The following is a 26,279-nucleotide window of genomic DNA, read 5'->3' on the forward strand; positions in this document are numbered from 1 at the left end:
TTTTCTTTTTTTAAAAGAGAAAAAGCGAAGTTTATTTGTCATGCCCAAAATCTGCTTTGGTTTAGACAACTTACGTTTTAATTTCCAATTCATTTGATTTTGGTGCTTGACATATTACCACTGGGCTTTCTTTTTATCAATAACCACAGTCATTCGCAAAATGAATATCATTATTTTTCCCACAATTTGTTATATTTATAAGAAAGAAAGAGTAAAGAGGTGCACTATGGCGTATAATTGGCATGATGAATCACAAGCAAAATGGAATGAAATGGCTGATTATTGGAATCAGTCCAGTGAATCAATGTGGGAAAAAGGAAGCCGAAAAGATATTATCCCTTTCATAAAAAGGTTTGTACATCCAGGCAGTTCTATTTGTGATCTGGGATGTGGAGATGGATATGGATCTCTTCTATTAGCTGCCAGCGGATATTCTGTTGTTGGGATTGATTTTGCTGATGAAATGATTCAAAAGGCAAAGCTAAGAATAAAAGATTATGATTTGGCATTTATTCATGGGTCTATGACAGATACCCCTTTTGCAAATGAAGAATTCGATGCTGTGATGGCTATTAACTCAATAGAGTGGAATGAATCTCCGCTTCATGCCTTAAAAGAGATGGCAAGAATTACAAAACCAAAAGGAAATGCATGTGTCGGGATCCTTGGTCCGACTGCAGCTCCAAGAGTCAATAGTTACGACCGTCTTTACGGGAAACCGGCCGTATGTCATACCATTATGCCTTGGGAGTTTTCCCAGCTTGCAAAAGAAAATGGCTGGATAGTAGCGGATCAATTTCCAGTGTACAAGAGGGAAGTTGAAAGCGAATGGGCCGATCCTCTTCCTCCAATTCTGCAGCAGGCGCTTTCGTTTATGTGGGTATTTATGCTGCAAAAGAACAGCTAAAAGGAGTCAGAACATGTTTGATCCAACTGCATTTGAAAATCTAAAAGTAGTAGTTGAAGGTGCTATCTATGATTATGACCTGGAAGGATATATATCTGTGACTGACCGTAATGATCAGTTCAATCTTTCCAAGCTTTCACGCCATTTTGATATAACCTTTTCCCTGCAAAATAAAGCTCGTCCAGCGAAAGCTAAAATTTTGCTTTCTACTGACGATTTGTATAAAGAAATTAACCTCAATGAAACCAATGTTGGATGCAGCATTGGAATTACGTTTTACATAGCAGCTCATGATCAAGATGATGTCTCATTTATGGAACATATCTATAAAATTTGGGAAGGACAAGAAATCGACCTGATTAAAAGACAGTCCTTATTAAATCACCAACGCCAATTGTTTGTCGAGATTGGATTTGACAGAAAAATAACTGAGGATCAAGTAGATGATTTAGTAGCGATTGTAGAGCATTGTATAAAAACACTTGAGGCCCTTTAATCTTCAAAATTTTCTTTACACATTGGAATCATCACGGCTACTATTAAGGGGGGAGCAGGTAACTTTTGGGAGAAAGAACAAAGGGGGAAACTTTTATACATGTTAAAAACAAATCAATTTAAAATAGTGGAATATAGTGATAAATACGCTGCCCAGGTGGCCGAAATGTGGAACGAAAGCAGGGACAGCTGGGGCGGCGATCAGACAATAAAAACAGCAGAAAGTATTCGGAATACACAAGAAAGCTCAGGTAATATTACCACTTTCCTTGTCCTAGATGGGGAAAAAGTCGTCGGCTATTGCGGACTTTCAGAATATAGAGACGACACGGGGGCTTTATATATTCCTTTATTAAATGTTCATCCGGCGTATCATGGAAAAAGATTAGGCAAACTCCTTGTGCTAAAAGCGATTGAGAAAACAATTGAATTAGGTTGGCCAAGACTGGATTTATATACATGGCCGGGCAATACAAAAGCAGTTCCGCTCTATAAAAAATGCGGTTTTTTCTGGGAGGAAAGAGACAATACAACTCATTTAATTAATTTTATTCCTTCGCTGATCCAGCATCCTTTATGTGCAGCATTCTTTGCGAAAAATGACTGGTACTCTTCCTCCGTGAGGACAATCGAGGTGAAGCCAGATGGGAGGAAGGAACATGGCTTTACCTATTATGCCTATGATTTTAGAGGAGAAAATGATGAATATCTTCAATGTGAATTTGAATTAACAGGACGCACCTTAAGATCGATCCATACGAACGAATTAACCATTGAATTGAGCCTGCCTGCCCACGAATTAATTGAAGGAGAATCCTATGAGGCAAAGCTTCGGATTATCAATAAAAATAAAATTCCAATTACAATACAGGCAACCGCTTTTTCCAATGAAAGAATAGAAATCTCTTATTCTGAAAGGACTGACATTGAAAGCGGGGAATCGGTACTTAGTTTGCCTTTCAAAGTTAGGCAGACCGAACTTGGCGAACCAGCTTTCGGAAAAACACATCCTTTATTTAAAATTGAACTGTCAGTGAACGGTTCTAGCTTCCCGATGGCCGTTGGGATTAAGCCGAAATCTCCGGCTAAATGTCAAATATACCTGAGAAATCAATATGCCAAAACAGGAAGTGAACAAACGATTTATGCAGAAATTGAAAGTTTCCTGGATTATGATACGGTGATTGAAATCGAACCAAGCCAAGATGAACATCTTGCATTTCCTGCTGGCACATTAATAGCAAAGCTAGAGAAAAAAGGTATAACTGTGATTGAAATCCCCTGTATTGTGAAAAAGCCAGGTGTATATAGCTGCAAATGGCAAATGTCTGCTGAGAAAGAAAGTGGGGAAAGAAACTCGTTTTCGTCGCTTCAAACTCTTTGGATACCTGGTATTCATGTAAATGGATTTGGGGAGACAGAAGAAGAGTGGATGATTGTCAACGGATATACAAAGTTAACATTACAAAAAGAAACCAACCTCGTTAAAGTCGACAGAATCGGGCAAAAGGAAGGATTTACTCATTTTCGCTTTCCTCAAATAGGAAAGCCCTATTCGAATGAGTTATCGAAGCAAAAAGCAGTAGTTTCTGCAGAACAGACAGAAACTTGTATTACATTACAAGCAAAATATCATTTAACATCCCATCCGGGACTTGAATTATACTCGATCTTTACATTACATGCAGAGGGTTTGTTAGAATACCGGGTGAAAATTGAGAATAACGGAGAAGTTACATATCAAGATCTGTATGTGATTCAAAATTTCCATCATCAGTTAAGAAATACAATTCTTCCTCAAGGAAATGAGATTATAAAGTTTACTGAACCGAAGGAAAATGAGTATGCCTATTTAGATAGTAAGAGATTTTCAGAACCATGGATCTACACTGAGTACAATCCATATCATTTTGGAATTTCGTGGCCAAAATCGGCGAATGCCTTTATTTCAGGATGGTTCTTTTATGTGGAACATTCGATTAGACAGCTTGCTCCAAAACAGGCGAAAGATATTGAACCTATTATTCTTGCGGCGGGAACATTTCAAAGCTGGCAAGATTTTAGGAGCTTCACTATGGGAGAAGACCTGTCTGATCATGTTGCCTATGCTGATGATTTTTGCCTTGAGCCTCAGGAGAAAAACCCTATTATTAATGATGAAATCATTTCATTGTCGCTAAAATCGAAAAAAATACTGTCCGTTTCAGGAATAGCTGAACTTCTAATAAATGGGAAAAAGGAAGAACAGCACATAATCGAAGGACAAAGAAGTCTTGAAGCTCGATTTTCTATGAAAAAAGATAGACTAAACTCAGGGCTGATCCGTCTGGAGGGTTCATTTGACTCTAATAGCAGGAAAATGAAACGTGAATTATATTTGCTTTCACCTGATCCTAAGCAACATATTCAAATTGCGGCTATCGGGAAGTCATTGAAAGCAAATAATGGGTATTTTGAATGGAGAGCTTCTGCCACCTTTTTCCCAGGTCTATACTCACTTAAGGACGAAAATGCTGAATGGCTAGATTCTTCTTTTCCGATTCTTGTGCCAAAGCAATGGTGGAATCCATGGAGCGGCGGTATCTATCATATGGTAGCAGGCATTTCTAACTATTCACTTGCCAAGGAAAAGTCAGACGTAGATCAAACTATTTTAATTGATTCATGTCAAAACAAATGGGTAGGGTTAAAGGTTACAACACGAATTGAAAACCATCAGCAGTGGAGAGGTCTTGAGCTGAACCAATATTTTGTCAGTCTGCCTGGTGCTCCGGTTCTCGCTGCCTTCGCTAGCCTGATGCACCCTGATAAAATAATTGATAACTTGACCATTGTACAGATGGCTAATTTTATGACAGAAAATCAATTGCCGACGATATTTTATGATCGGGATGGTTTGGAATGTTCCTATAGCGGCGGAATAGATGAACAAGTGATTTCTCAAACGGGAAATAAATATTGTGAACGATTAAAGCTAAATCGCACGTCTCATTCACTCCTGTTATTAGACCCTGAAATGGTGACTGATAGCGAGTGGTATTTAAATAGGGAAGTTACGCTTCGAACAGACAGCCAAAAAATATCGGCCTTACCTGGACATAAAGTATTTACGAACCCACATTTTTATATAACTCATTCACATCCAATTTTGAAAAATTCGTTGCGCTTGTTCCAGCAACTATCATTTAAGGAAGTGTAATAATGAAAATAATTGATGCGCATATTCACTTTTCAAACATAAAATCTTTTAAAGAAACGGCAGAGAAAAGAAGCGGCGTAGACTATAGCGCAAAAGGGATTCAAAAGGAATTTGCAGAAGCGGGTGTTGTTTTGGGAATTGGCATGGGATTAACCGAGACGGATGGTCTCGGTTTTCCTGACCCCAAAGCACAGTCACCGATGGGATTGGACCTAGAACAAGCAGTACCGCAAAGTATTGTAACATGCTTAGGGATTAATCCATATACACTTAATCATCAATCACTGGAGAAAATAGAAGCTGAGATACAAAAGGATGGAGTCGTAGGTTTTAAAATTTACCTAGGCTATTATCCTTTTTATGCTTATGATGAAATCTATCAATCTATTTATCAATTAGCAGCTGCTTATCAGCTTCCGGTCGTGTTTCATACTGGAGATACTTATTCGGATCGGGGTTTATTAAAATATTCTCATCCATTGACTATTGATGAAGTAGCTGTAAAAAATAGAAATGTGAATTTTATGATGGCGCATTTAGGTGACCCCTGGGTCTTGACAGCAGCAGAAGTCATTAATAAAAATCCAAATGTTTATGCTGATTTATCAGGTTGGATAGTAGGCACACAAGCAGATTTAGATAAACATCGGCATGGCCGTTTTCTTGATCATATCCGTCATGCTCTTTCATATTGCGAACAGCATGAAAAGCTTTTGTTTGGCACTGATTGGCCGCTTGTTCCTGTCAAACCATACATAGATTTTATTGGTGAACTTATACCGGAAAGGTACCACGAGGATGTTTTTTATAATACAGCCGTCCGGTTATTTCCAAAATTGAATCCTTTTTTATAAGATGAAACAACACGATTAATGGTAAGGAGGAGCGGATATTGAAAAAAATTGCGTGGGTCACAGACAGTACTGCTTTTTTAGATAAGGATTTGCAGCAGGATCCGGATTTATATGTTTTGCCGATGACGATTTATATGGATGAGAAAGAATACATGGATGGAATTGATTTAACACCAGAGCAGTTCTACTCCATGTTAGAAACAACTAAAACCATTCCGAAAACTTCGCAGCCTTCAGTAGGAGTGTTTCAAAATTTATATGAACAATTATCGCAAAGCTACGATGCCATTATATCGATTCATATTTCCGAAAAATTAAGCGGCACGGTATCTTCTAGCCGGCAAGCAGCTCAATTAACTGATATTCCTGTCTACACCATTGATTCTGAAATACTAACCTATCCGTTAACAAGATTAATTAAGCAAGGGAAAGGCCTTTTGGAACTAGGACATGATATAGATGCGGTTGTTCAGCAAATAAACGAAATGAAAAAACACTTGAATACGTACGTGATTGTCGGAAGTCTAGAACAGCTTCACCGGAGCGGGCGCTTAAAAGGATTATCCTTTTACTTGGGGAGTATTTTGGATGTTAAACCAATTATTGAAATTAAAGACGGGGCCCTGCAAATTAGAGAAAAGTTTCGCGGAGCAAAAAAAGCAAAGCAAGCATTGACTAGCTATTTTAAATCAGCGTATGACCAAAATCCAATCAAAGAAGCCTTCATTTTTTATGGATTAGATGACCATGAAGCTAGCCTATGGAAAAAATCACTTTCCCAGCTGTTTCCCAAAACTCATTTTTCAGCCTATCCATTAGGTGCTGTAATTGGGGTTCATGCAGGGAAGGATACATTGGGGATAAGCTGGTTTGCTTAGCAGGAATTTTAAGCGGGGGCATGAAAACATGATCAATATTTCACTGCTTGAGCAAAAAATAAAAAATCTATTTTTAAATGAAGGTACCGGACATGATTGGTTCCATATTGATCGGGTAAGAAGAATGGCTTTATATATTTGTCAGCAGGAAGGAGGGAATCATGAGATTGTAGAAGCTGCTGCGCTTTTACATGATGTTCCCGATGAAAAACTAAATCATTCAAAAGAAGAAGGGATCGCGAAATTGAATCACCTGCTTGATGAGCTCCCTTTTTCAGCTGAGCAAAAAAAAGAAATTGCTGACATCGTCTTACATATATCATTTAAAGGCGGGAACGAAACAAAGCTTACGAATTTAAACGCTAAAATTGTACGGGATGCAGACCGGTTAGACGCAATAGGTGCAATTGGGATTGCAAGAACTTTTGCATATGGCGGCAGTAAAGGGAACCCTATATATAATCCTGAATACAAGGTTCGGAATCAAATCACGGAAGAAGAGTATCGAAACCAGCCAACGTCGGTTATCAATCATTTCTACGAAAAATTGTTAAAACTGAAAGATTTAATGACAACAGAAACAGGGAAAAAGCTCGCCGTCGAAAAGCATGAGTTTATGGAAATTTTTTTAAAACAATTTTATCGTGAATGGAATAATGGTACGGGCATGGAACAGGAAACACCAAAAAAAGTATGATAAACTTACCATAGAATAAAAAAAGAAGGAGTGTTCAAAATGAACATTCGATCGATTGAACCAACTCCAAGCCCTAATACAATGAAGATTCTTTTAGATCAAGAACTTCCGCCAGGCAAAAGCACAAACTATAAAAAGGACCAAGCTGAAGATGCACCTTCTTTTATTAAAGCCATTTTAAAAATTGACGGTGTTAAAGGGGTGTATCATGTAGCTGATTTTCTTGCGGTCGAGCGAAATGCAAAGTATGACTGGAAGGAAATACTACCGCAAGTAAGGCAAGCTTTTGGGGAAAGTACAGAAACAACCGACCAGCGTCAAAAAGCGGATGAGCACTTTGGGGAAGTGTCTGCGCAAGTCCTTACATTCAAAGGTATACCTGTCCAAATTAAAATCAATGACGGGAATGAAGAAAAACGATTTCAAATGCCTGATGAATATGTCGAAGCCATGACTAAAGCACAGCTTGAAGGCGAAAACTATGTATTTCTCAGAAAGTGGAAGGACCTAGGCGTAAGATATGGAGACATGGATATAATTGCAAACGAAATAATCGAGGAATTAAAAGCAGCTTATCCGTCAGAACGGCTGAATGAGCTTGTTCAGGCTGCACAAAACCCAAATGTTCAAGAGAAAGCAATTAAAAAAGAGAAAAAGAAACTGACTCCAGAAATGCTAGAACACGAGGATTGGCGAAAACGATACCAGGCGTTAGAACAAATCGACAATCCTACAATCGATGATATACCAGTATTGCAAAAAGCTTTAGAAGATGAAAAAGCTTCGATTAGAAGATTGGCTGTAGTCTATTTGGGAATGATTGAGGATAAACGGGTATTGCCCTTATTATATCAAGGCTTAAAAGACCAATCTGTAGCAGTGAGAAGAACCGCTGGTGACTGCCTGTCAGACCTCGGCTTTAAAGAAGCTAGTGAAGAAATGCAAAAAGCATTAAAAGATCCGTCTAAGCTTGTCCGCTGGAGAGCTGCTATGTTTTTATACGAGGAAGGGGATGAGTCAGCTCTTCCTGCATTGAAAGAGGCTGAAAACGATCCCGAATTTGAAGTAGCCCTCCAAATCAAAATGGCGATTGAAAGAATTGAAGGCGGGGAAGAAGCTAAAGGTTCTGTGTGGAAACAAATGACGGAAGCGAGAAAACAATAGGAAAGGGTGATTAACATGTCAATGGCTTATGAAGATTATATGAAAGAAATAGTGAAGCCGATGAGACAAGAACTCGTCGATGCAGGCTTTAAAGAGCTTAAAACAGAAGAAGAAGTTGAAAATTTCATGGAAAATGTTAAGGGAACCACCTTAGTCGTCATTAATTCTGTTTGTGGTTGTGCTGCAGGGCTGGCAAGACCCGCAGTGGTTCAGGCGACTGCCCATTCTGATAAAAAACCGGACCATTTAGTTACTGTATTTGCAGGTCAAGATCGGGAAGCAACAGCAAAAATGAGAGAATATTTAGCGGACTATCCTCCTTCTTCTCCGTCTATGGCGATTTTTAAAGGGAATGAAGTCCAGCACTTTATTCCGAGAGAGGAAATTGAGGATCATTCACTTGAACAGATCTTCGAAAATATCGTAACTGCTTTTCAAAATTACTGTTAAATAGTAAGGTGAGGGCCAAAGATCCTCGCCTTCTCTTATTAGGAGGGTCTCGTGGGTGACCGCATATATATCGACTAATCTTCGTCCTAATGAAAAGATACTCATTCAAACCAAACAAGCAGCGAAACAATTAAATCTTCCCTATATTGAAAGAGGAAAAAGATCTATTGAAAGTTTACAGCAAGAAACAATGAGTGACATTCTAATCATTGGCAAAGAAAGAATGGAGCTTTATCCTTTTGGCAGTCTTGAACCAATCTTCTTTCATCCAAGCTCAGCCATGTTTCGAATTAAACGGCTGGAGCGGGGAGAAAAAGATCCGCTTATCGAGGTATCTCAATTATCTGAAGGAGACTCTTTCTTAGATTGTACTTTGGGGTTAGGATCTGACAGTATTGTGGCAGCTTATCAGGCAGGAGAGACAGGAACCGTGGTCGGAATCGAGAAAAATCAGCTGCTTTTTTTTCTAGTAAAAGAAGGATTTAAAAACTGGTTAACAGAATATATTCCTTTACAACAGGCTTTAAGACGAATTAAGCCCATTAACACATCTTATCTGACTCACTTAAACCAACTGCCTGACAATAGTTTTGACTGTGTGTATTTTGATCCGATGTTTGACCAGACGATTGAAGAGGCTGAAGTGATGAGAAATTGGGGGAAAGTAGCACAATTTACCGAACTTGGCCAAACAGCCATTGAACATGCAGTAAGAGTAGCAAGAAAACGGGTTGTATTAAAGGCTCATTATCGAAGTCCATTATTTAAGGAGCTGGGCTTTACCCAAATTGTAAGAAAGTCCGCAAAATTTCATTTTGGTTTTATTGAAGTAAAGTAAATTACTGGAACGAGTTGTAAATTTATTTATATGTAATTAGCGAATCCTATGTAAAAAGACTGACAAATGTCAGCCTTTTAATCCGTAATTTCCAGATATACAAAATACACAATCAAAACTAAGCTGCAGGCAAAAATCAGTGTGGAAAACGACATATGAAGGGTCACTCCTTTTATGTATTTACCTTTTTATAGTATATCAGCAAAGAGATAAAAAACATACATAAACAATATTTTTGAAACCTTTTTGAATGGGATTCCGTAAATAGTAAAACAATAAGCTGCTAGTTTAATAGTCAATTTGGATTGAATTATTGAAAGATTGCGTGGTGATCCAGCATGAAAATAATCTGGAAAAAGATATTTGTTGTTCTTGTTTCTACCCTAACATTTGGGCTCGTAACTCCTTCCTATGCGTATGACCTGGATCATAGCACGATTGATAAGGGAAAGAAGCCTGATTCTGAAGAAACTAATAAAATAGATCAATCATCTGACATCATCTGTCGGGATACACCTATAAGCAAGTTAGTAAGACAATGTAATGAAATGTCTTATTATAAATTTGGAGACAGAATTGGACCTGTTATCAAAGATGAATTTCAATCAATTATTTTTCCAAAAATAGAAGAGGTTCTTTACACTCTTACTGAGGAGCTCGGAACAGACAAAGTACTGCAATTAAAAATCTCAGAACAGCCGGGAAAAGGAACTAGCGAAAAAATGTTTCATGTGATTGATACTGAAACCAATGCCGATCTTGTTCGTTTCCACGTAAGAAGAGATCATCCGCCAGGTGAAGGCTATTGGTTTAATTTTCATTACCATACCTATAAAGATAATTTCGAAAACCACTATGACTTAGGTTCTATTTACTGGGATACAAACACACCGCCAAACTGGATGTCAGCAACCAAGGACAATATTTTCCATTAATATATTAAAATTGTGTACTAATTTTGTTGAAACTTTATTATGATTAAAACCGTAGAATAAACATACTATTTTAATAGGAGGTTTACATAATGGCAATAAGTTTAGCAAAAGGTCAAAAAATTGATTTGACCAAAACAAATCCTGGATTGCAAAAAGTAGTAATTGGATTAGGCTGGGATGTTAACAAATATGATGGCGGACACTCATTTGATTTGGATTCCTCTGTTTTTTTGCTGAATGCTGAGGGAAAAGTAAATAGTGATGCTGACTTTGTATTTTATAATAACCTTCAAGGCGGAAATGGATCGGTTATACATACAGGCGACAATCGGACAGGTGAAGGCGGCGGAGACGACGAACAAATTACGGTTAATTTGGCAGCTGTACCGCAATCAATTGAAAGAATTTCTTTTTGTATTACCATTCATGAGGGTGAAGCTAGAAATCAAAACTTTGGTCAAGTTTCGAACTCCTATGTTCGTGTTTTAAATGCAGAAACAAATGAAGAATTGATCCGTTATGATCTTGGAGAAGATTTCTCGATTGAAACGGCTATTGTAGTCGGGGAATTATATCGCCATATTGGAGAATGGAAATTCAGTGCAGTAGGCAGCGGCTTCCAAGGCGGATTGGCTGCATTAGCTACGAACTTCGGCTTGCAAGTGCAATAAAAGTGGCTCATCGCATGTGCGTGACCCTATCCGCACATGCCTTCTTTTTGACACTTTAAGAAAGTATAAAATTTTAGCAAAGAAGTAATTTCGACGTAGTTAAAATTTTTTTGAATAAAGTACGACGGCCATGATTGCCTAGTCTAGCGATACATTAGGACGTGGCGTTTCGAGCGTGATAAGTGCAACAAGGCAATAGCCTGCGCCTTAAAGGCTTGGCGCAAGCCAAGTTTTCTTTGTGATTTATTTAAGATTCTATGATTCAGCAATATGGAGGGACATAAATGGGATTTTGGGAAAGCTTTATTCATACCTATTCACAATTTTTTAATTGGGACATGTGGGTGCAGGTGATGACAGACCCTGTAGCCTGGGGTCTAATTGGTACATTAGTCATTATGGAAGGTTTACTGTCTGCCGATAATGCCCTTGTACTCGCCGTTATGGTTAAGCATCTGCCGGGCAAACAGAAGAAAAAGGCATTGTTCTATGGATTGCTTGGAGCTTACCTGTTCCGTTTTATTGCGATTGGTGCCGGTGTATTCCTAATCCAAATTACGTGGGTTAAATTTATTGGTGCTGCTTACCTTGCTTGGCTATCAATCAAGTATTTTATTGATAAACGAAAAGAAGCTAATCAAGGTGAAAATGAAGAAGAGGAAATGAAAGGATTAAGTAAAGGCAGTATTTTTGTCCGTCTATTTGGCCAATTCTGGGGAACGGTTGCCGCAGTTGAAGTAATGGATATTGCTTTTAGTGTTGACAGTATTTTAGCAGCGCTGGCTATTAGTGACGAAATCTGGGTACTGCTTATTGGCGGAATGCTTGGAATTCTAATGATGCGTGGAGTTGCAGGTATTTTCTTGAAACTGATTGAAAGAGTTCCTGAACTTGAAACAACTGCTTATGTAATAATTATGTTTATTGCGATTAAAATGGCTGGATCTGAATTCGGTCTGCATATTAACCACGCACTATTCTTTACGTTTATTGTTGCAGCGTTTGCAGTAACTTTCCTAGTTAACTATATTCGTTCAAAACGTGAAACCGCTCATCAAAAGGATGCGTAATCAGTAAATAACGAACTTAGTTATAAAAGTACATGATCTGAAAGTTGGCAACTTTATCAACTCCTATGCCGTTGCCGATTCATATTTATGAAAAGCAAAAAGGGAAATGACAAAAGTCTTTCCCTTTTTCTATATAAGATTTTTTGTGAGGCAGGGAAGAACATGCAATATTTTTCACATATTAATAATGCGGATCGAGAAAAAATCTTTTTTAAAAAACCGCAGACGTTCTCAAAATATACGGATAGAGATGATTTGCAATATGGATTAGGTGCTGCCCTTTACATACCAGCAACCATATCAAACATTAAAGACCGCCTTTTTTCGGGTCAGCTTCAGGGGCTTACAACGGCTGTCATTTGTTTGGAGGATGCGATTTCAGATCATATGGTACAAGAAGCAGAAATGAAAGTAATTCATGAATTAAAATCAATCCATTCTATGATGCTTTCGGGCTTTCTTCAGATTGAAGAGCTTCCGCTTCTATTTATAAGGGTTCGTCATGTTGAGCAGCTGAAGTTATTAATCAAAGAGTTAGGGCAAGCAATTCAAGTGTTAACGGGAATTGCTATTCCTAAGTTTCATGCCGCTAACGGAATACCTTACTTACAATTAATCCGCACAGTTCATAATGAGATTAGCCCTCTCTATGCACTTCCCATCCTTGAATCCAAGCAAATTATTTTTAAAGAAACCAGATATGAAGAATTAAAGGCTCTTCAGCTTATGCTTTCCGCATATAAGGACGTTATTTTAAACATTCGGATTGGTGCAACTGATTTTAGCGGATTATTCGGGGTCAGAAGGCCGGTAGATTCAACCATATATGATGTGGCTGTTGTAAGAGATGCAATAACGGATATTATTAATTACTTTGGCCGTGAAGAAAACTATTTCACCCTTTCTGCACCTGTATGGGAATATTTTTCTAAAGGGGAAGAGGGCTTGATCCGTGAGGTTAAAACAGATTTAATGAATGGACTAATCGGAAAAACGGTGATTCATCCATCCCATATTGGAATTGTACAAGCCTTCCATGCCATATCTTATGAAAACTATATCGATACTTGTACCATTATGAATGGAGCAGAATCCAACTTAGGTGTTTTAAAAAGTGATTTTGCAAACAAAATGAACGAGACAAAACCACATCGATTTTGGGCTGAAACCATAATAAAGAAATCAAAGATTTATGGGGTGCTTTATGAAGAAAGAACATTTAATGATCTCCTCCAGGCAACAAAAGACATATCGTATAGCGGAAAGCTTATCCATAAAGGTTGAGATTGAACACAATCCTTACCAGATTCCATTGGAAGATTGCTTTAAAATGGCATTGAGAAATAATAAAAAGCGAGCCTTTTTGTTTGTTAGTAAATGGCTGGGTAAGCATATTCCGATTGATCCAAAGAAGAGTCTGTTTGTAGGGGCACTTCTAGGCTATGAATACAAAAGACAAGAACAAAATGAGATTGTTTCAGATAGTATGATAGATTCCATTCATACAATTTTAAAAAAGCCAAAAATATTTGATGACAGTGAATGGATCTTTCAAACAGATGATCCAGTTACATTTATCGGCTTTGCTGAAACAGCCACAGCGTTAGCATATAGCATGTTTCGCTGTTTTCCAAACTCTCGCTTCTTTCATACAACAAGAGAAAATGTTTTGGGCAGAGATTCGTTTATCACGTTTGAAGAAGAGCATTCCCATGCTACATCACACCGCTGCTATGTAGATGAAAGTTATATAAATCATCAGGCCGAAATCATTTTGGTTGATGATGAGCTTACCACTGGTAAAACTGTGCGAAATATTATCCGTTCCATTCAGACAGATTTTCCTCGAAAAAGATATACAGTTGTGACCATTCTAGATTGGAGATCACAAGAAGACCGCAACTTATTTAAGGAACTGGAACTAGAATGTAATTGTGAAATAAGGGTTGTAAGCTTAATTAGAGGAACCATGTCACTTCAGCAAACTGGATCGTTGCAATTTGATAAGAGTGATAAGAAAGAGATACGATCAGATGTTAGTAAGCCTAAGATTATTTGGAAGGAATTAAGTGATTTGGGTTCTCCGCCATTAGAAGGAATTCAGCATTTTTCCTTATCGGGCAATTTGGAAATATACAAGGTTCCTTTTCTAAAAGAAACGGGCCGTTTTGGGCTGCATGGTATCGAGATCCCACAGGTTGAAGGCTGGATTAAAAACCTTGCCAAACAATTAAAATTAGAACGCGGGACGGGCAAACTACTGTGTTTAGGCAGCGGAGAGTTTATGTACCTTCCAATGCTTTTAGCCTCTGAACTAGGAGAGGAGGTTGCTTATCAGTCTACTACAAGAAGCCCGATTCATGTACAGCAAACTCATGATTACGGAGCAATAACTGGGAGTTATTTTCCGGCACCCATAGATGAAGGAATCACCCATTTTGTATATAACATACTCGAAAATCAATATGATGAAATTTGGGTGTTCTACGAGAGAATGCCAAAGTATGAGAATGTCGAAAAAATGGCTGAATCTCTTTGTTATTCGGGTGTCAAAAAAATGAACGTTTACTATTTCCTTAAAGGAGAGTAAAAATTGAAAGCTGAACAAATTAAGACAGTCGGGTCAGGAAGTTATAAACGTGCAGATGTTCAATTTTTATTAAAGGATGTAAGTCATTTAAAGCTTGAAGGAAGTTTAGAAGATAGAGAATTTAGGATTCAGCTCAAAGAGGAACATTATAGTGAATCGTTACCGACTGAAAAGCTGCCTAGCTCCAGTTATTTAGAATGCTATAAAAAAGCTCTTGTGCTTAATGGCCAATTGATTGCAGACTTAGTTCAGAAGGTAAGTATCCAACTGTTTAGTCTATTTCAGAATAAAATGGTTTTCGTTTCTCTAGCCCGTGCTGGTACTCCCGCAGGCATATTACTAAAAAGATATGTATCTATCAATATGGGAGAAAATATTCCGCACTACAGTGTTTCGATTATCAGAGGAAAAGGCTTAGATTTAAATGCATTATCTTATATTAAAAACAAACATAAATATAAGAAACTAATTTTCATAGATGGGTGGACAGGGAAAGGAAGTATTACGAGAGAGCTGCACAAAAGCTGCCAATTGTTTTCAAAACAGGTGAATCAATATACGGAACCTTTTTTAGCCGTTTTAAGTGATCCTGCACATACGGCTACTATTTGCGGAACAAACGAGGACATATTGCTGCCACATGCTTGTTTAAACGCAACAGTATCGGGTCTAATATCAAGAACTCTTCATAATCAAAAGTGGATAAGACCTGATGAATTCCATGGGGCTAAGCTATACAAAGAATGGACTGATTTCGACTATTCTAACTTATATATTGATGCGATTACCTCCTTGTTTACACCATACAAGACCATAGAGGGGAATAGCCAGCTCCATCCTCCTTTGAATTTAGGCAGAGAGGATGTAACTCAAATTGCTAAAGAGTTTCATATTGAAGATATGCATTTAATTAAGCCAAGTATCGGTGAAACTACTAGAGTTCTGCTAAGAAGACTTCCCTGGAAGGTGCTTGTAAAGAGCAAAAAAGACCCTCAAGTTCAGCATATATTGGAATTAGCTGCAGAAAAGCAAGTTGAGGTATTTGAATATAAACAAATGACCTATCGAAGCTGCGGAATTATTCGTCCGCTTGGTGAATCCAGATGATTTTTGCTACGGACTTGGATCGGACTTTAATTTTTTCAATGAGGGCACTTGCAGAGTTCAATCAGTCCGAAAAGGAACTAATTGAAGTGGAACGGACAGAATCCCATCGTTCCTTCATTTCACAATTGTCGTATGAACTCTTACAGAAATTGACTGCTAAGATTGAGATTATTCCGGTGACAACCAGAACAATGGAACAGTATAACCGATTATCATTACCTTTTTTTAAGAAGCAACAGGGTCATTATATAACATCAAATGGAGCTGTGATTGTTACCAGCGGTATTCGGGATACTGAATGGGATCACATTCTATATGAAAAAATGAACCAGCTCGCCCATCCCTTTTCCAATATAAATGAATTATTGCTTAAATTTGAGAAGCGACAGGTATTGGAAGTGAAAAGATTTCAAGAATTGTATTTTTGCCTTAAAATCCATCAGCCTGGTGATCCACAAGCATGTGCCCCTTTATTGTCAGAGATTGAGAATATGGGATGGGATATCTTTAAACACCGAAACAAAACCTATATCATGCCTCCTTTTTTACAAAAAGGAATTGCGATTCAGTATCTGCAGAAAAAAGTCGGGAAACCTGTTACATGGGCAGCTGGGGATTCAAAGTTGGATTATTCTTTATTGTGTGCTTCAAGGCAAAGCTTTGTTCCTAAACATGGAGAACTGGCTTTGAATATTACAGAATCAAGTGCGTGTAAAAAAACTAAATCCTCCGGCATAAAAGCCGCGGAGGAGATTCTGCTTACCATCTATAATCAGGTCTTTTAAGATTCTTCTTTAGCTGAAACAATCCATTTACAAGTCAAAAATAAAGAGGAACCGAATCCAAATATAAAAACAAAAGTCAAAATTAATGCGAGTATAGTCGGTAAAAAGGGAGATAACAGCATACAAAAGAAGAGTGAATAAAAAAAGATGTCAACCCAAATAAACCGTTCTAGAGACAAAATTTTAATCACTTCTTCTGTTTCATTCATGAATATGTGTCTTGGCGGTCTTTTTACAAGCCATCTCATCATTTCATCCTCCAAATAGATGTACTCCTTTATATGCAGGATGGGCTCAGTTGGTGAATTTATTTGAAACTGTTTTCGAGTAAAGACGTATATATAGGTAAAAACTTCACCCAATATTCTCCATGTGATATCATTGAAATAATAAGAAAATCAATGTTTTTCCTAATATTTTGGAATTTGATGAGGGAAGGATTTCTATGTATCAAGATCATTCATACGGAAAGCTTCACCCTAATATCTTAACCATTCGTTCTGAGGAATGGGAAGAAATAGTGAAAATGGATTTGTCTGATCGACCAGCTTATGAGATTAAACAAAATGAACTTAGATTTGGACAAATTGTATCGCTTTATTTGGGGACCCCATTTGATATAGATGAATACTATAACAGGCTTTACGATTACGTTCATGATCATACATTTGGATTTGCCCAATTTGATCATACGAATTTAGACAGAACGATTGACCAAAAGGATTTTCAGTCGTTACAAAAGTTAATCTTAATGAGCCGGGAAGAAAAGCTATCTATAAATCGTTTCGTAGCATTCCTTGACGGGGAAAATTTACTCATCCGGGATAAAAATCCTGCTATTAATAGAAGAATCAGAGAAGCTATGATCGAAACATTAAGATTGTTTGAACAAACGGAAGATCATGGCCTGCAATCAGCAAATTTACGCAGGGTTTTAGTAGACGTAATTAAATGGGCTAAAAATCATTTTCCGCTATTACTTGATTCTAGTAATCCTGAAAAAATGGTAGCGAGAGTTCTTTGGTATGGGGATGCGAATGAAAGTCAAGTCTATTTTCTCTATTATATGTATATGATGGGTTTTGATCTGGCTATTTTTAATCCAGCCGGAATTGATCCGCTTGCCAAGCTAAAAAAAATTATCACTTATTCTTTTATATTTACATACCCTGACCAGTCTGAGGGAGACCCTTTCCCAAAAGAAAAGAGGAGGCGTCAGGCAACGGTTGCTTACAGAGCATCAAGAGAAATTGAAGCGATATTAAATCATGAAGGTTCCTATTTATACAAGCCGTGGCAGCTGAGAGACTATACTCCTTCAACATTGACGCTGAAAACCACTTATGACGAATTATTTATTTTAATTAAAGAAAAAGCATTTGTAAGGCCAAATTTCGAAGTGAAGAATGGACATGTGAATATTCCTTCTATATTCGCAAAAATCATGGGAGTTTCAAGAGACCGGAAAGAATATTGGGACCGCATTCAATTTTTATTGCAGCTTCCCCATGCACAGCTAATACAGCAATTTCCTTTTACCCGTCCTATCAACAATGATTTCCGCTTTCATTATCAGGATGCAATCGGTACCGATGGATTGCTTTCACCAGAAAAAATGATGCGAGCTCACTATTGGAAATATAAGCATTTGCCAACTGGTCTGCAAAAAGGAATCGCCTATGCAATTCGAACATTATGCAGTCGTCCGAGCTTGCTCCCTGTTCATGGCGAGTCAAATGAAGAAGTAAATATTTATATGTTCACACAGAGCATGCAGATTCCGTCAGCCCTGCTGCAGCTGCTGCAAACATTTGATTATTCGCAGGATGTACCGACCCTGATATTATACAACAATGAATTAAATGGCCAGCTGTCTCGGTCAGATGCAGTCATGCTGTTATTACTGAATCAATTTGGAATCGATATTGTTCTTTATAACCCGCCTGGACACAATGACTTAGAAAACTACATGGACCCTGGCGTTTTTGACACTCATTGGTTAGATGATATGGTTTTTAACCTTGAATTCAAAGAACCATCCATCATAAAAAAAATATTTTCACAAGGGTTTCTTAAAAATTTGAGAGGTGATTAGTCATGACAAATACGCTGCATACGGATAGTCAAACATTGGTAACAACTCTGCCTGATGACAAAATTACAGAGTCAAAAGTACCTGAGATTAAATTGAAGCTCCGAAATGAACCGGAGGTACAACAGCTGGCAAGCAGAATTGACGAAAGAGACCAAATTCAAATTTTAGAATTTGGTAAAGAACCAGCTGAACAAATCTCCCGTTTTTCCGATCAAATATTATCTAATATGAGAACCACAAAGGTGGAAGATTCCGGAGAATTATTAAAACAGCTTGGAAAAATCATGGATAAGTTTGATAAAAAAGATTTTGAACAAACAGGCGGAGGTCTTTTCGGAAAACTTTTTAAACGCGGAGAGAAATTAATCGAAAAACTATTTGGCAAGTATCAGACGATGGGAGCAGAGATTGACAAAATTTATGTTGAAATCTCTAAGTATCAGGGGGAAATGGTAGATTCCACTAATATGCTTGAAAATATGTACGAAGAAAACTACCAGTATTATCTGACTCTTGAGAAATATATTGTGGCTGGAGAGCTTAAAGCTGCACAAATAAGAAATGAAGTGCTTCCTCAATTGGAACAAAAAGCTCAAGCAGGTGATCAGATTGCTGGAATGCAACTTGATTCTCTCAGAAATACGCTTGAATTATTAGAACAAAGAATTTATGACTTAGAAATGGCTAAAATGGTTGCTCTTCAAACTGCTCCGCAAATTCGCATGCTTCAAAGAGGGAATACAAAGTTGATTGGAAAAATTAATTCAGCGTTTGTAACAACGATTCCAATCTTCAAAAATGGCTTGATTCAAGCTGTTGCGGCAAAGAGGCAAAAGCTTGTTGCGGATTCGATGTCAGAACTGGACCGGAGAACGAATGAGATGCTTGTCCGCAATGCGCAAAATATATCAAAACAAAGTACCGATATAGCACGACTTGCTGGCGGTCCAAGCATTAAGATTGAAACAATTGAAGAAACTTGGAATATCATCATGAAGGGTATGGAAGAAACAAAAAGAATTGAAGATGAAAACAAGCGTCTGCGTGAAGAAGGTACGAAGAAATTGGAGCAATTGCAGGCAAACTTTAAAAATATGAAACGTTAAGAAACTATTTTCGTATAGTAGATAGAGAGAATAAGATAAAAGGAGAGGTACCAATGGCAATATCATTACAAAAAGGACAAAGAGTAGATTTAACAAAAGGCAATGCCGGTTTAACTAAAATAATGGTTGGATTAGGCTGGGACCCAGTTCAGGCAAAAGGTGGCGGGGGATTACTGGGCTCTCTGTTTGGAGGAGGCTCTTCCAATCAGGTTGACTGTGATGCATCGGTATTTATGCTAAATGAAAATGAAAAACTTGCTTCAAACCAAAATATTATTTATTTTGGGAATTTAAAAAGCAGTGATGGAAGTGTAGCTCACTCCGGCGATAACCTTACAGGTGATGGAGCTGGAGATGACGAACAAATTATGATAGACCTGCAAAGAATTCCTGCTAATATCCATAAGCTTGTGTTTGTTGTTAATATTTATGACAGTGTGAAAAGAAAACAGCATTTTGGCATGATTAAAAATGCCTTTATCCGTGTGGTGAACTCATCTAATGGGGAAGAGATGATTCATTATAACCTAACTGATGACTACAGCGGTCAAACTAGTTTAATAGTTGGAGAAATCTATCGTCATGGGCAAGATTGGAAATTCGCAGCAGTAGGAACTGGAACTCAGGACCCAGGTTTACGTGAGTTAGCAAGAAGATATCAATAAAAGCAATATAAAGAGGAGGAATAAGGATGAGCATTAATCTTCAAAAAGGGCAAAAAATCGATTTAACGAAATCAAACCCTGGATTAACAAAGGTTATGGTCGGATTGGGTTGGGACATCAATCGCTACGACGGGAAAAATGACTTTGACTTAGATGCCTCTGCTTTTTTAACTGATGAAAATGGAAAGGTCATCAATGATTCTGACTTTATCTTTTACAATCAGCTCAAGCATCCTACTGGCTGTGTTGAACATACAGGCGATAACCGGACAGGTGAAGGCGATGGAGACGATGAACAAATTTTAATTGATTTCAGCAAGGTGCCGGCGGCCATACATAGAATTGCGATAGCTGTTACGATTCATGATGCTGAAACACGTTCGCAAAATTTCGGCCAGGTAAGTAATTCTTATGTTCGGATTGTAAATGATGAAACACATGTTGAATTATTACGCTTTGATTTAGGAGAAGACTTCTCTGTTGAAACAGCTTTAGTTGTTTGTGAACTTTATCGTCACAATGGTGAGTGGAAGTTTAATGCAATCGGAAGCGGTTTTCAAGGCGGACTCGCTGCCCTTTGCAGAAACTACGGACTCCAAGTATAACCGTTTAATAAAATGAGTTAAAAATGATTGGCCATCTAATTTAGTGATAGCCAATCATTTTAATTTCAATTATTTTTCTATGAATCTGCAAAACACCCGATATGTTATAATAGTGTTACTTTTAATTCATCTAAGACTCGGGTGGGATTTTTATGCCTAAATATATATCAGTCATCCTTGTATTGATCCTCCCTTTTTCTTTATTTCAATCAGCTGAAATGATGTCGCCATTGGGAATTCAATTAAAGGAAATTAGTGTAAATTCAGCACTTAGACAGAATTTATCTTTAGACAATCCTAGTTTAATAGAATCGATTGTGCTGTTGCCTGATAATCAAACCTATAACGAGATCGAAGCAGCTAAAATGATTATGCGGCTAGATAATGTTCCTCAAGGAGTCCTAGAACGGGCAGCAGAGGAAGGAATTCAAGTAAGGCTGTTTAATGAGGAGTTAACAGATTTCCCTACAACAAAACATTTGAAGGGGGTTACTCCCAGAGGGTACGAGGATCAAAGTACCACCTGGGATGACGTTCCTGGAATAGGCGGATCTGAATTGGTTCTTGTAAAAATTGGCTATAGTGAAAAAGGAGATGGACACGGTTCAATTAACCTTGAATTACATGAATTTGCCCATTCACTTGATTATCTTGTGTTCGGAGATGTCCGGCTAGATTTTCGTTTTCTATCTATTTGGGAAAAAGAGGCACCCCTTTTATTTCCTGGTGATTCATACTTCCTTTCATATCCTGAGGAATATTTTGCTGAAACGTTTGCGATGTATTTTTATACTCAGGGGAGCAGGGCAAGCTTACAGGAAGTCGCTCCTTTAACCTTTGAGTATATTACAGACATTACATCATTTTAATGAGTAGAAAGAGGTTATGGTAAACAATGAAGCAATATTTAGAGCTATGCAGGCATGTATTATCTAATGGAACAAAAAAAGAGGACCGAACTGGAACCGGTACAATCAGTACATTTGGTTACCAAATGAGATTTAATCTGGAAGAAGGTTTTCCTTTATTAACCACAAAAAAGCTCCACTTGAAGTCCATTATTTACGAACTTCTATGGTTTTTAAAGGGAGATACAAATGTTCAATATTTACAGGAAAATGGAGTCCGTATTTGGAATGAGTGGGCTGATGAAAATGGAGAATTGGGGCCAGTGTACGGGGCACAATGGCGATCATGGCCAGACCATCATACAGGGAGAACGATTGATCAGATTGCCCAACTGATAGACATGATTAAAACAAACCCAGATTCACGCAGGTTAATCGTAAATGCTTGGAATGTAGCGGATATTCCAAAAATGGCACTTCCTCCATGTCACTGTCTGTTTCAGTTTTATGTCAATGATGGGAAGCTTTCCTGTCAATTGTACCAACGATCTGCTGACTTATTTTTAGGGGTTCCGTTTAATATTGCTTCTTATGCACTGTTAACCCATATGATCGCTCATGTGACAGGTTTAAAAGCCGGTGAGTTTATCCATACTTTTGGTGACGTGCATATTTATCTGAATCATGTTGAACAAGTAAAGCTGCAGCTAACCAGGGAGCCAAAACCGCTGCCAACCTTAAAAATAAACAAAAAGGTTGAGGATATCTTTTCTTTCCAATATGAAGATTTTGAACTGCTTAACTATGAAGCCCATCCGCATATAAAAGGAGTCGTAAGTGTATGATATCTTGTCTGTTAGCCATGGATCTCAATCAGGGAATTGGCTATGAAAATGATTTGCCTTGGCATCTTCCTGAGGATTTAAAGTATTTTAAAAGAGTGACAATGGGTCACACGATTGTGATGGGAAGAAAAACGTTTGACTCAATTGGAAAGGCTTTGCCAGGCAGAAGAAATGTGATTATGACAAGGGATTCAGCCTATGTTAACCCAGAAGGTACAGAAGTCATCCATTCCTTGGATCACCTGCTTTTGTTGAATAAGGAAAAACCAAATGAAGAATTTTTCGTGATCGGCGGCGCAGATATTTTTAGACAGGTCATCCCCTTTACAGACAGACTCTATATTACTTTTATTGAAGCTGAATACAAGGCGGATACTTATTTTCCGGTAATCAATTGGGAAGAATGGAACCTTGTTTCTTCAAAACCGGGTGAACAGCAACAAGAAGCAGGAGTGGAATATCAGTTCCGTGTTTATGAAAGAAAGTCCCTATAGCTAAAAACTATACCTTCGCCTGGAGCGAAGGTTCTTTCATATTTCCAATAATTGACCGATAAGGAGGGGAATCTTGTGTGTGGACGATATTCTTTAACGTTGGACGCAGAGGACATTATTGAAATGTTTTTAATTGATGAATTTTTGGCAGAAGAATGGAGACCGCGGTATAATATCGCTCCCAGTCAAAAGGTTTTAGGTGCAGTCGAAGTAAATGGAAAAAGAAGAGCAGGGTATTTTTATTGGGGACTCACACCGAAATGGATAAAAGAGCCACAGAAATGGAAGCCTTTAATTAATGCAAGGTCTGAAAGTCTTTTAGAGAAGATCAGTTTTAAGGACTTGGTCAATAAAAGAAGATGTATTTTGTTTGCAGACGGATTTTACGAATGGAGAAGGAAAGGTCAAGATAAACAGCCGTTCCGCTTTTTCAGGAAGGATAAACAGCCGTTTGCATTTGCAGCATTATGGGATGTGAACGAAGTAAGTGGAGAGAAAAAGCCGTCCTGTACGATTTTAACAACATCTCCTAATGAAATGGTAGGCCCTATCCATGACAGAATGCCGGTTATATTAAAAGAAGAACAATTGTCATTATGGCTAGACCATCAGGTACCATATGAACAGATTCAATCACAATTGGCTCCTTATCCTGCAGACGAAATGGATGTGTACCAAGTATCTGAACAGGTAAATTCACCAAAGAATGACCACCCCTCTATCCTGCAAAAAATTTAACGAAACTTTGGGCATATTTTGACACTATCCGCCTGCAGTTTAGGCTATAATAGAGGAAACGGGCAAAAAGAGGATTGATAGATTGCTTTGGAAAACTTTAGAATTCAAGACGTTAAACGGCCAGAAAGTGAAGGTTATCGAAATACCTGTAGTGAAGGAGGACCCCTTACTGCAAATTTTAATTAGAAAACATTTGCAATCCTTTATTTATACTATTACACAAGGGGATCAGCCGAATCATTGTTATTCATTTAATGATTATCTAAAGAAAACACTTAAATGGAACATATATGAACGTTTGATTCAGAAATCTCCATTGCCATATCATGCATAATCTTTTTTGCCAGATTGCATTGACAGTCTGGCTTTTCTACGATTTTTTGCCAAACACCATGCATTTGTACAGAAAATAGGATGTGAGCGAATGAACAAGACAATCGTTGTAACTGACTCGACTGCAGATTTATCACAAGACGAAGTGATTCAATATAATATCGAAGTGGTGCCTCTTTCTATATCAATAGATGGGCAGCATTTTACCGACAGAGTTGATATAACTCCTAAGGAATTTATCATGAAAATGAAGAAATCCAGTGAGCTGCCCAAGAGTTCCCAGCCGCCTGTTGGCGTATTCTTAGAAATATATGAAAAATGGATTGATAAAGGCTATCAGGTATTATCGATCCACATGGCTTCTGAATTAAGCGGAACAGTGAGAGCAGCCGAACAGGCTGCACAAATGGCATCTGGTAAAGTGACTGTAATTGATTCCCGTTATATCTCGAAGGGTCTGGCTTTTCAAGTAATCGAAGCTGCTAAACTCGCTCAAAATGGAAGTTCAGTAAATGATATTATAAAAAGACTGGAAAAAGTGGAACAAGCCACTCATTTATATTTAGTAGTGGATACCTTAGAAAACCTTGTAAAAGGCGGCCGTATCGGAAAAGGAGCAGCATTAATCGGATCGCTTTTAAATATTAAACCAATTGCTAAGTTAGAAAATGGCCAGTATACCCCTGTTAAAAAGGTCCGAAGCCATTCTCAAGCTGTTAGCTTTTTAGTTAAGCAATTTATCGAAGATGTCAAGGGGAAGGCGGTAAAAGGGGTAGCATTAGTACATGCGGATGGTCGATCTTTAGCAAATTCAATCAAAGCTAAGATTGATGAGCTTCAACTATTTGATCCGGTATCAGTAGAGGAAACAACTCCCGTTATATCTACCCATACAGGGGCAGGAGCGGTTGCGCTCATCTACTATTCGGAATAGGTAAACTCACTTCGTGAGAAGTGAGTTTTTTCTCTTTCAAAGGCTTTTATCCAATCATCAGTGATGATTAAATGTCATAAACTTTTCATGCTTTCTTTTGGTGAAGGACTTTACCTCTGTTACAATTAGAATGGAAATTACACGTTAAGAGAGGTCAAATTGTATGAAACGGTCGTTATCATTTGTATTTCTTGCCATCTCCGTATTACTGGCTGGCTGCTCGGGTGCAGAAATTCCAAATAAATTAGACTATAAAATTGAATCATTTGAGTTTACGAACCAGGATGGCGAAACTGTATCATTAGAAGATTTAAAAGGGAAGGTTTGGGTTGCGGACTTTGTCTTTACAAGCTGTCAGGACGTTTGCTTGCCTATGACTTTTAATATGTCTAAAATTCAGGATCTCGTTGAGGAAGAAGGGTTAGAAAACGTTGAATTTGTTTCCTTTAGTGTCGATCCCGAAATAGATCAGCCTGAGGTACTAAAGGAATTTGGTAAAAAGTTTGGAGCTGATTTTGCTAACTGGAATTTCTTAACAGGGTATTCCCAGGACAAAATTGAATCATTTGCTCTTGAGAGCTTTAAAACGTTAGTTCAAAAACCAGAGGAAGGAGATCAGGTTGCCCACGGAACTTCCTTTTACTTAGTTGATCAAAATGGTACAGTAGTAAAAGATTATAGTGGTGTGACCGATGTTCCTTATGAGACGATAATTGAACACATAAAGATTCTGAATCCATGAAAATATGACTAAATTTTACTCCAGCCACGGTTAATATGCCGTGGCTTTTTATTGTTAGAAAAGTTGTAATTCAAAATTCAGACTGCTAAAATGATTGGGTATATGAAAGCCCAGTGGTAATATGTCAAGCACCAAAATCAAATGAATTGGAAATTAAAACGTAAGTTGTCTAAACCAAAGCAGATTTTGGGCATGACAAATAAACTTCGCTTTTTCTCTTTTAAAAAAAGAAAA

28 protein-coding genes are annotated in these 26,279 nt (G+C 37.8%); 27 read left to right on the forward strand and 1 reads right to left on the reverse strand.

Annotated elements, in window-relative coordinates; all coding sequences use genetic code 11:
* Nucleotides 1–226: 226 nt before the first annotated feature.
* The 16 genes from MLE14_RS18355 (at nucleotide 227) to MLE14_RS18430 (ending at nucleotide 16,640) form a co-directional block, all read left to right on the forward strand.
* Entirely contained in the window at nucleotides 227–907 is a 681-nt protein-coding gene (locus tag MLE14_RS18355) for a class I SAM-dependent methyltransferase (RefSeq protein ID WP_243299892.1), read from the forward strand.
* Nucleotides 908–920: 13 nt separating this feature from the next.
* Entirely contained in the window at nucleotides 921–1,403 is a 483-nt protein-coding gene (locus MLE14_RS18360) for a hypothetical protein (RefSeq protein WP_243299894.1), read from the forward strand.
* Nucleotides 1,404–1,502: 99 nt separating this feature from the next.
* A complete protein-coding gene (locus MLE14_RS18365; protein ID WP_243299895.1) occupies nucleotides 1,503–4,601 on the forward strand; it encodes a GNAT family N-acetyltransferase in 3,099 nt (1,032 codons plus the stop codon).
* Nucleotides 4,602–4,603: 2 nt separating this feature from the next.
* Nucleotides 4,604–5,455: an amidohydrolase family protein gene (locus tag MLE14_RS18370; RefSeq protein WP_243299898.1), complete on the forward strand. Its 852-nt coding sequence runs from the start codon at nucleotides 4,604–4,606 to the stop codon at nucleotides 5,453–5,455.
* Between the two features lie 38 nt (nucleotides 5,456–5,493).
* Nucleotides 5,494–6,333, forward strand: coding sequence for a DegV family protein (locus MLE14_RS18375; protein ID WP_243299899.1), 840 nt, complete (start codon nucleotides 5,494–5,496; stop codon nucleotides 6,331–6,333).
* Nucleotides 6,334–6,361: 28 nt separating this feature from the next.
* Nucleotides 6,362–7,030, forward strand: a complete 669-nt coding sequence (locus tag MLE14_RS18380; RefSeq protein ID WP_243299901.1) for an HD domain-containing protein — start codon at nucleotides 6,362–6,364, stop codon at nucleotides 7,028–7,030.
* A gap of 39 nt (nucleotides 7,031–7,069) precedes the next feature.
* Entirely contained in the window at nucleotides 7,070–8,194 is a 1,125-nt protein-coding gene (locus MLE14_RS18385; protein WP_243299902.1) for a conserved virulence factor C family protein, read from the forward strand.
* A gap of 15 nt (nucleotides 8,195–8,209) precedes the next feature.
* Nucleotides 8,210–8,644: a BrxA/BrxB family bacilliredoxin gene (locus MLE14_RS18390; RefSeq protein ID WP_243299903.1), complete on the forward strand. Its 435-nt coding sequence runs from the start codon at nucleotides 8,210–8,212 to the stop codon at nucleotides 8,642–8,644.
* 55 nt (nucleotides 8,645–8,699) lie between these two features.
* Nucleotides 8,700–9,482, forward strand: a complete 783-nt coding sequence (locus tag MLE14_RS18395) for a class I SAM-dependent methyltransferase (RefSeq protein ID WP_243299904.1) — start codon at nucleotides 8,700–8,702, stop codon at nucleotides 9,480–9,482.
* Nucleotides 9,483–9,820: 338 nt separating this feature from the next.
* On the forward strand, nucleotides 9,821–10,417 hold the full coding sequence (locus MLE14_RS18400; protein WP_243299905.1) for a YpjP family protein: 597 nt from the start codon (nucleotides 9,821–9,823) through the stop codon (nucleotides 10,415–10,417).
* Between the two features lie 89 nt (nucleotides 10,418–10,506).
* Entirely contained in the window at nucleotides 10,507–11,088 is a 582-nt protein-coding gene (locus tag MLE14_RS18405; RefSeq protein ID WP_243299906.1) for a TerD family protein, read from the forward strand.
* A gap of 284 nt (nucleotides 11,089–11,372) precedes the next feature.
* Nucleotides 11,373–12,158, forward strand: a complete 786-nt coding sequence (locus MLE14_RS18410) for a TerC family protein (protein ID WP_243299908.1) — start codon at nucleotides 11,373–11,375, stop codon at nucleotides 12,156–12,158.
* Between the two features lie 162 nt (nucleotides 12,159–12,320).
* Nucleotides 12,321–13,442, forward strand: a complete 1,122-nt coding sequence (locus MLE14_RS18415) for an HpcH/HpaI aldolase/citrate lyase family protein (protein WP_243299909.1) — start codon at nucleotides 12,321–12,323, stop codon at nucleotides 13,440–13,442.
* Nucleotides 13,363–14,748: a phosphoribosyltransferase family protein gene (locus MLE14_RS18420; protein ID WP_243299911.1), complete on the forward strand. Its 1,386-nt coding sequence runs from the start codon at nucleotides 13,363–13,365 to the stop codon at nucleotides 14,746–14,748. The genes MLE14_RS18415 and MLE14_RS18420 overlap by 80 nt, the downstream gene beginning before the upstream one ends.
* Nucleotides 14,749–14,751: 3 nt before the next feature.
* The gene (locus MLE14_RS18425) at nucleotides 14,752–15,855 is read left to right on the forward strand and encodes a cysteine protease StiP family protein (RefSeq protein ID WP_243299912.1); all 1,104 of its coding nucleotides are present in this window, start codon (nucleotides 14,752–14,754) and stop codon (nucleotides 15,853–15,855) included.
* Complete coding sequence (locus tag MLE14_RS18430) at nucleotides 15,852–16,640, forward strand: HAD family hydrolase (protein ID WP_243299914.1); 789 nt, start codon at nucleotides 15,852–15,854, stop codon at nucleotides 16,638–16,640. Before MLE14_RS18425 ends, MLE14_RS18430 begins: the two co-directional genes overlap by 4 nt.
* Here the strand turns inward: MLE14_RS18430 and MLE14_RS18435 are convergent.
* Complete coding sequence (locus MLE14_RS18435) at nucleotides 16,637–16,888, reverse strand: hypothetical protein (RefSeq protein WP_243299916.1); 252 nt, start codon at nucleotides 16,886–16,888, stop codon at nucleotides 16,637–16,639. The genes MLE14_RS18430 and MLE14_RS18435 overlap by 4 nt on opposite strands.
* 197 nt (nucleotides 16,889–17,085) lie before the next feature.
* Between MLE14_RS18435 and MLE14_RS18440 the strand changes: the two genes are divergently transcribed.
* The 11 genes from MLE14_RS18440 (at nucleotide 17,086) to MLE14_RS18490 (ending at nucleotide 26,045) form a co-directional block, all read left to right on the forward strand.
* Nucleotides 17,086–18,735 (forward strand): YceG family protein, encoded by a 1,650-nt coding sequence (locus MLE14_RS18440; protein WP_243299917.1) that lies wholly within the window; start codon nucleotides 17,086–17,088, stop codon nucleotides 18,733–18,735.
* Nucleotides 18,736–18,737: 2 nt separating this feature from the next.
* Nucleotides 18,738–19,841, forward strand: coding sequence for a toxic anion resistance protein (locus MLE14_RS18445; RefSeq protein ID WP_243299918.1), 1,104 nt, complete (start codon nucleotides 18,738–18,740; stop codon nucleotides 19,839–19,841).
* Nucleotides 19,842–19,894: 53 nt separating this feature from the next.
* Nucleotides 19,895–20,506 carry a TerD family protein gene (locus MLE14_RS18450; RefSeq protein ID WP_243299919.1) on the forward strand — a complete coding sequence of 204 codons (612 nt, stop codon included), beginning with the start codon at nucleotides 19,895–19,897 and terminating at the stop codon, nucleotides 20,504–20,506.
* Nucleotides 20,507–20,532: 26 nt separating this feature from the next.
* A complete protein-coding gene (locus tag MLE14_RS18455) occupies nucleotides 20,533–21,111 on the forward strand; it encodes a TerD family protein (RefSeq protein ID WP_243299920.1) in 579 nt (192 codons plus the stop codon).
* A gap of 152 nt (nucleotides 21,112–21,263) precedes the next feature.
* Nucleotides 21,264–21,980 carry an anthrax toxin lethal factor-related metalloendopeptidase gene (locus MLE14_RS18460; RefSeq protein ID WP_243299922.1) on the forward strand — a complete coding sequence of 239 codons (717 nt, stop codon included), beginning with the start codon at nucleotides 21,264–21,266 and terminating at the stop codon, nucleotides 21,978–21,980.
* A 26-nt stretch (nucleotides 21,981–22,006) separates the two neighbouring features.
* Nucleotides 22,007–22,804, forward strand: a complete 798-nt coding sequence (locus MLE14_RS18465; RefSeq protein WP_243299923.1) for a thymidylate synthase — start codon at nucleotides 22,007–22,009, stop codon at nucleotides 22,802–22,804.
* Nucleotides 22,801–23,298, forward strand: coding sequence for a dihydrofolate reductase (locus MLE14_RS18470; protein ID WP_243299924.1), 498 nt, complete (start codon nucleotides 22,801–22,803; stop codon nucleotides 23,296–23,298). Before MLE14_RS18465 ends, MLE14_RS18470 begins: the two co-directional genes overlap by 4 nt.
* Nucleotides 23,299–23,373: 75 nt before the next feature.
* Complete coding sequence (locus MLE14_RS18475) at nucleotides 23,374–24,036, forward strand: SOS response-associated peptidase (protein WP_243299925.1); 663 nt, start codon at nucleotides 23,374–23,376, stop codon at nucleotides 24,034–24,036.
* Nucleotides 24,037–24,118: 82 nt separating this feature from the next.
* Nucleotides 24,119–24,370 (forward strand): DUF2535 family protein, encoded by a 252-nt coding sequence (locus MLE14_RS18480; protein WP_243299926.1) that lies wholly within the window; start codon nucleotides 24,119–24,121, stop codon nucleotides 24,368–24,370.
* Between the two features lie 90 nt (nucleotides 24,371–24,460).
* On the forward strand, nucleotides 24,461–25,303 hold the full coding sequence (locus MLE14_RS18485; RefSeq protein ID WP_243299927.1) for a DegV family protein: 843 nt from the start codon (nucleotides 24,461–24,463) through the stop codon (nucleotides 25,301–25,303).
* Nucleotides 25,304–25,466: 163 nt separating this feature from the next.
* Entirely contained in the window at nucleotides 25,467–26,045 is a 579-nt protein-coding gene (locus MLE14_RS18490) for an SCO family protein (protein WP_243299929.1), read from the forward strand.
* Nucleotides 26,046–26,279 lie beyond the last annotated feature (234 nt).

The sequence above is a fragment of the Bacillus litorisediminis genome (genome assembly GCF_022808645.1).
Classification (GTDB): domain Bacteria; phylum Bacillota; class Bacilli; order Bacillales; family JC228; genus Bacillus_BF; species Bacillus_BF litorisediminis.

Coding starts and splice junctions, on each gene's coding strand:
- MLE14_RS18435 (WP_243299916.1), bottom strand. CDS start 16,888: ATGAGATGGCTTGTAAAAAGACCGCCAAGACACATATTCATGAATGAA.
- MLE14_RS18440 (WP_243299917.1), top strand. CDS start 17,086: ATGTATCAAGATCATTCATACGGAAAGCTTCACCCTAATATCTTAACC.
- MLE14_RS18400 (WP_243299905.1), top strand. CDS start 9,821: ATGAAAATAATCTGGAAAAAGATATTTGTTGTTCTTGTTTCTACCCTA.
- MLE14_RS18405 (WP_243299906.1), top strand. CDS start 10,507: ATGGCAATAAGTTTAGCAAAAGGTCAAAAAATTGATTTGACCAAAACA.
- MLE14_RS18450 (WP_243299919.1), top strand. CDS start 19,895: ATGGCAATATCATTACAAAAAGGACAAAGAGTAGATTTAACAAAAGGC.
- MLE14_RS18365 (WP_243299895.1), top strand. CDS start 1,503: ATGTTAAAAACAAATCAATTTAAAATAGTGGAATATAGTGATAAATAC.
- MLE14_RS18455 (WP_243299920.1), top strand. CDS start 20,533: ATGAGCATTAATCTTCAAAAAGGGCAAAAAATCGATTTAACGAAATCA.
- MLE14_RS18465 (WP_243299923.1), top strand. CDS start 22,007: ATGAAGCAATATTTAGAGCTATGCAGGCATGTATTATCTAATGGAACA.
- MLE14_RS18490 (WP_243299929.1), top strand. CDS start 25,467: ATGAAACGGTCGTTATCATTTGTATTTCTTGCCATCTCCGTATTACTG.
- MLE14_RS18430 (WP_243299914.1), top strand. CDS start 15,852: ATGATTTTTGCTACGGACTTGGATCGGACTTTAATTTTTTCAATGAGG.
- MLE14_RS18415 (WP_243299909.1), top strand. CDS start 12,321: ATGCAATATTTTTCACATATTAATAATGCGGATCGAGAAAAAATCTTT.
- MLE14_RS18355 (WP_243299892.1), top strand. CDS start 227: ATGGCGTATAATTGGCATGATGAATCACAAGCAAAATGGAATGAAATG.
- MLE14_RS18420 (WP_243299911.1), top strand. CDS start 13,363: ATGAAGAAAGAACATTTAATGATCTCCTCCAGGCAACAAAAGACATAT.
- MLE14_RS18380 (WP_243299901.1), top strand. CDS start 6,362: ATGATCAATATTTCACTGCTTGAGCAAAAAATAAAAAATCTATTTTTA.
- MLE14_RS18460 (WP_243299922.1), top strand. CDS start 21,264: ATGCCTAAATATATATCAGTCATCCTTGTATTGATCCTCCCTTTTTCT.
- MLE14_RS18410 (WP_243299908.1), top strand. CDS start 11,373: ATGGGATTTTGGGAAAGCTTTATTCATACCTATTCACAATTTTTTAAT.
- MLE14_RS18360 (WP_243299894.1), top strand. CDS start 921: ATGTTTGATCCAACTGCATTTGAAAATCTAAAAGTAGTAGTTGAAGGT.
- MLE14_RS18370 (WP_243299898.1), top strand. CDS start 4,604: ATGAAAATAATTGATGCGCATATTCACTTTTCAAACATAAAATCTTTT.
- MLE14_RS18445 (WP_243299918.1), top strand. CDS start 18,738: ATGACAAATACGCTGCATACGGATAGTCAAACATTGGTAACAACTCTG.
- MLE14_RS18470 (WP_243299924.1), top strand. CDS start 22,801: ATGATATCTTGTCTGTTAGCCATGGATCTCAATCAGGGAATTGGCTAT.
- MLE14_RS18385 (WP_243299902.1), top strand. CDS start 7,070: ATGAACATTCGATCGATTGAACCAACTCCAAGCCCTAATACAATGAAG.
- MLE14_RS18485 (WP_243299927.1), top strand. CDS start 24,461: ATGAACAAGACAATCGTTGTAACTGACTCGACTGCAGATTTATCACAA.
- MLE14_RS18390 (WP_243299903.1), top strand. CDS start 8,210: ATGTCAATGGCTTATGAAGATTATATGAAAGAAATAGTGAAGCCGATG.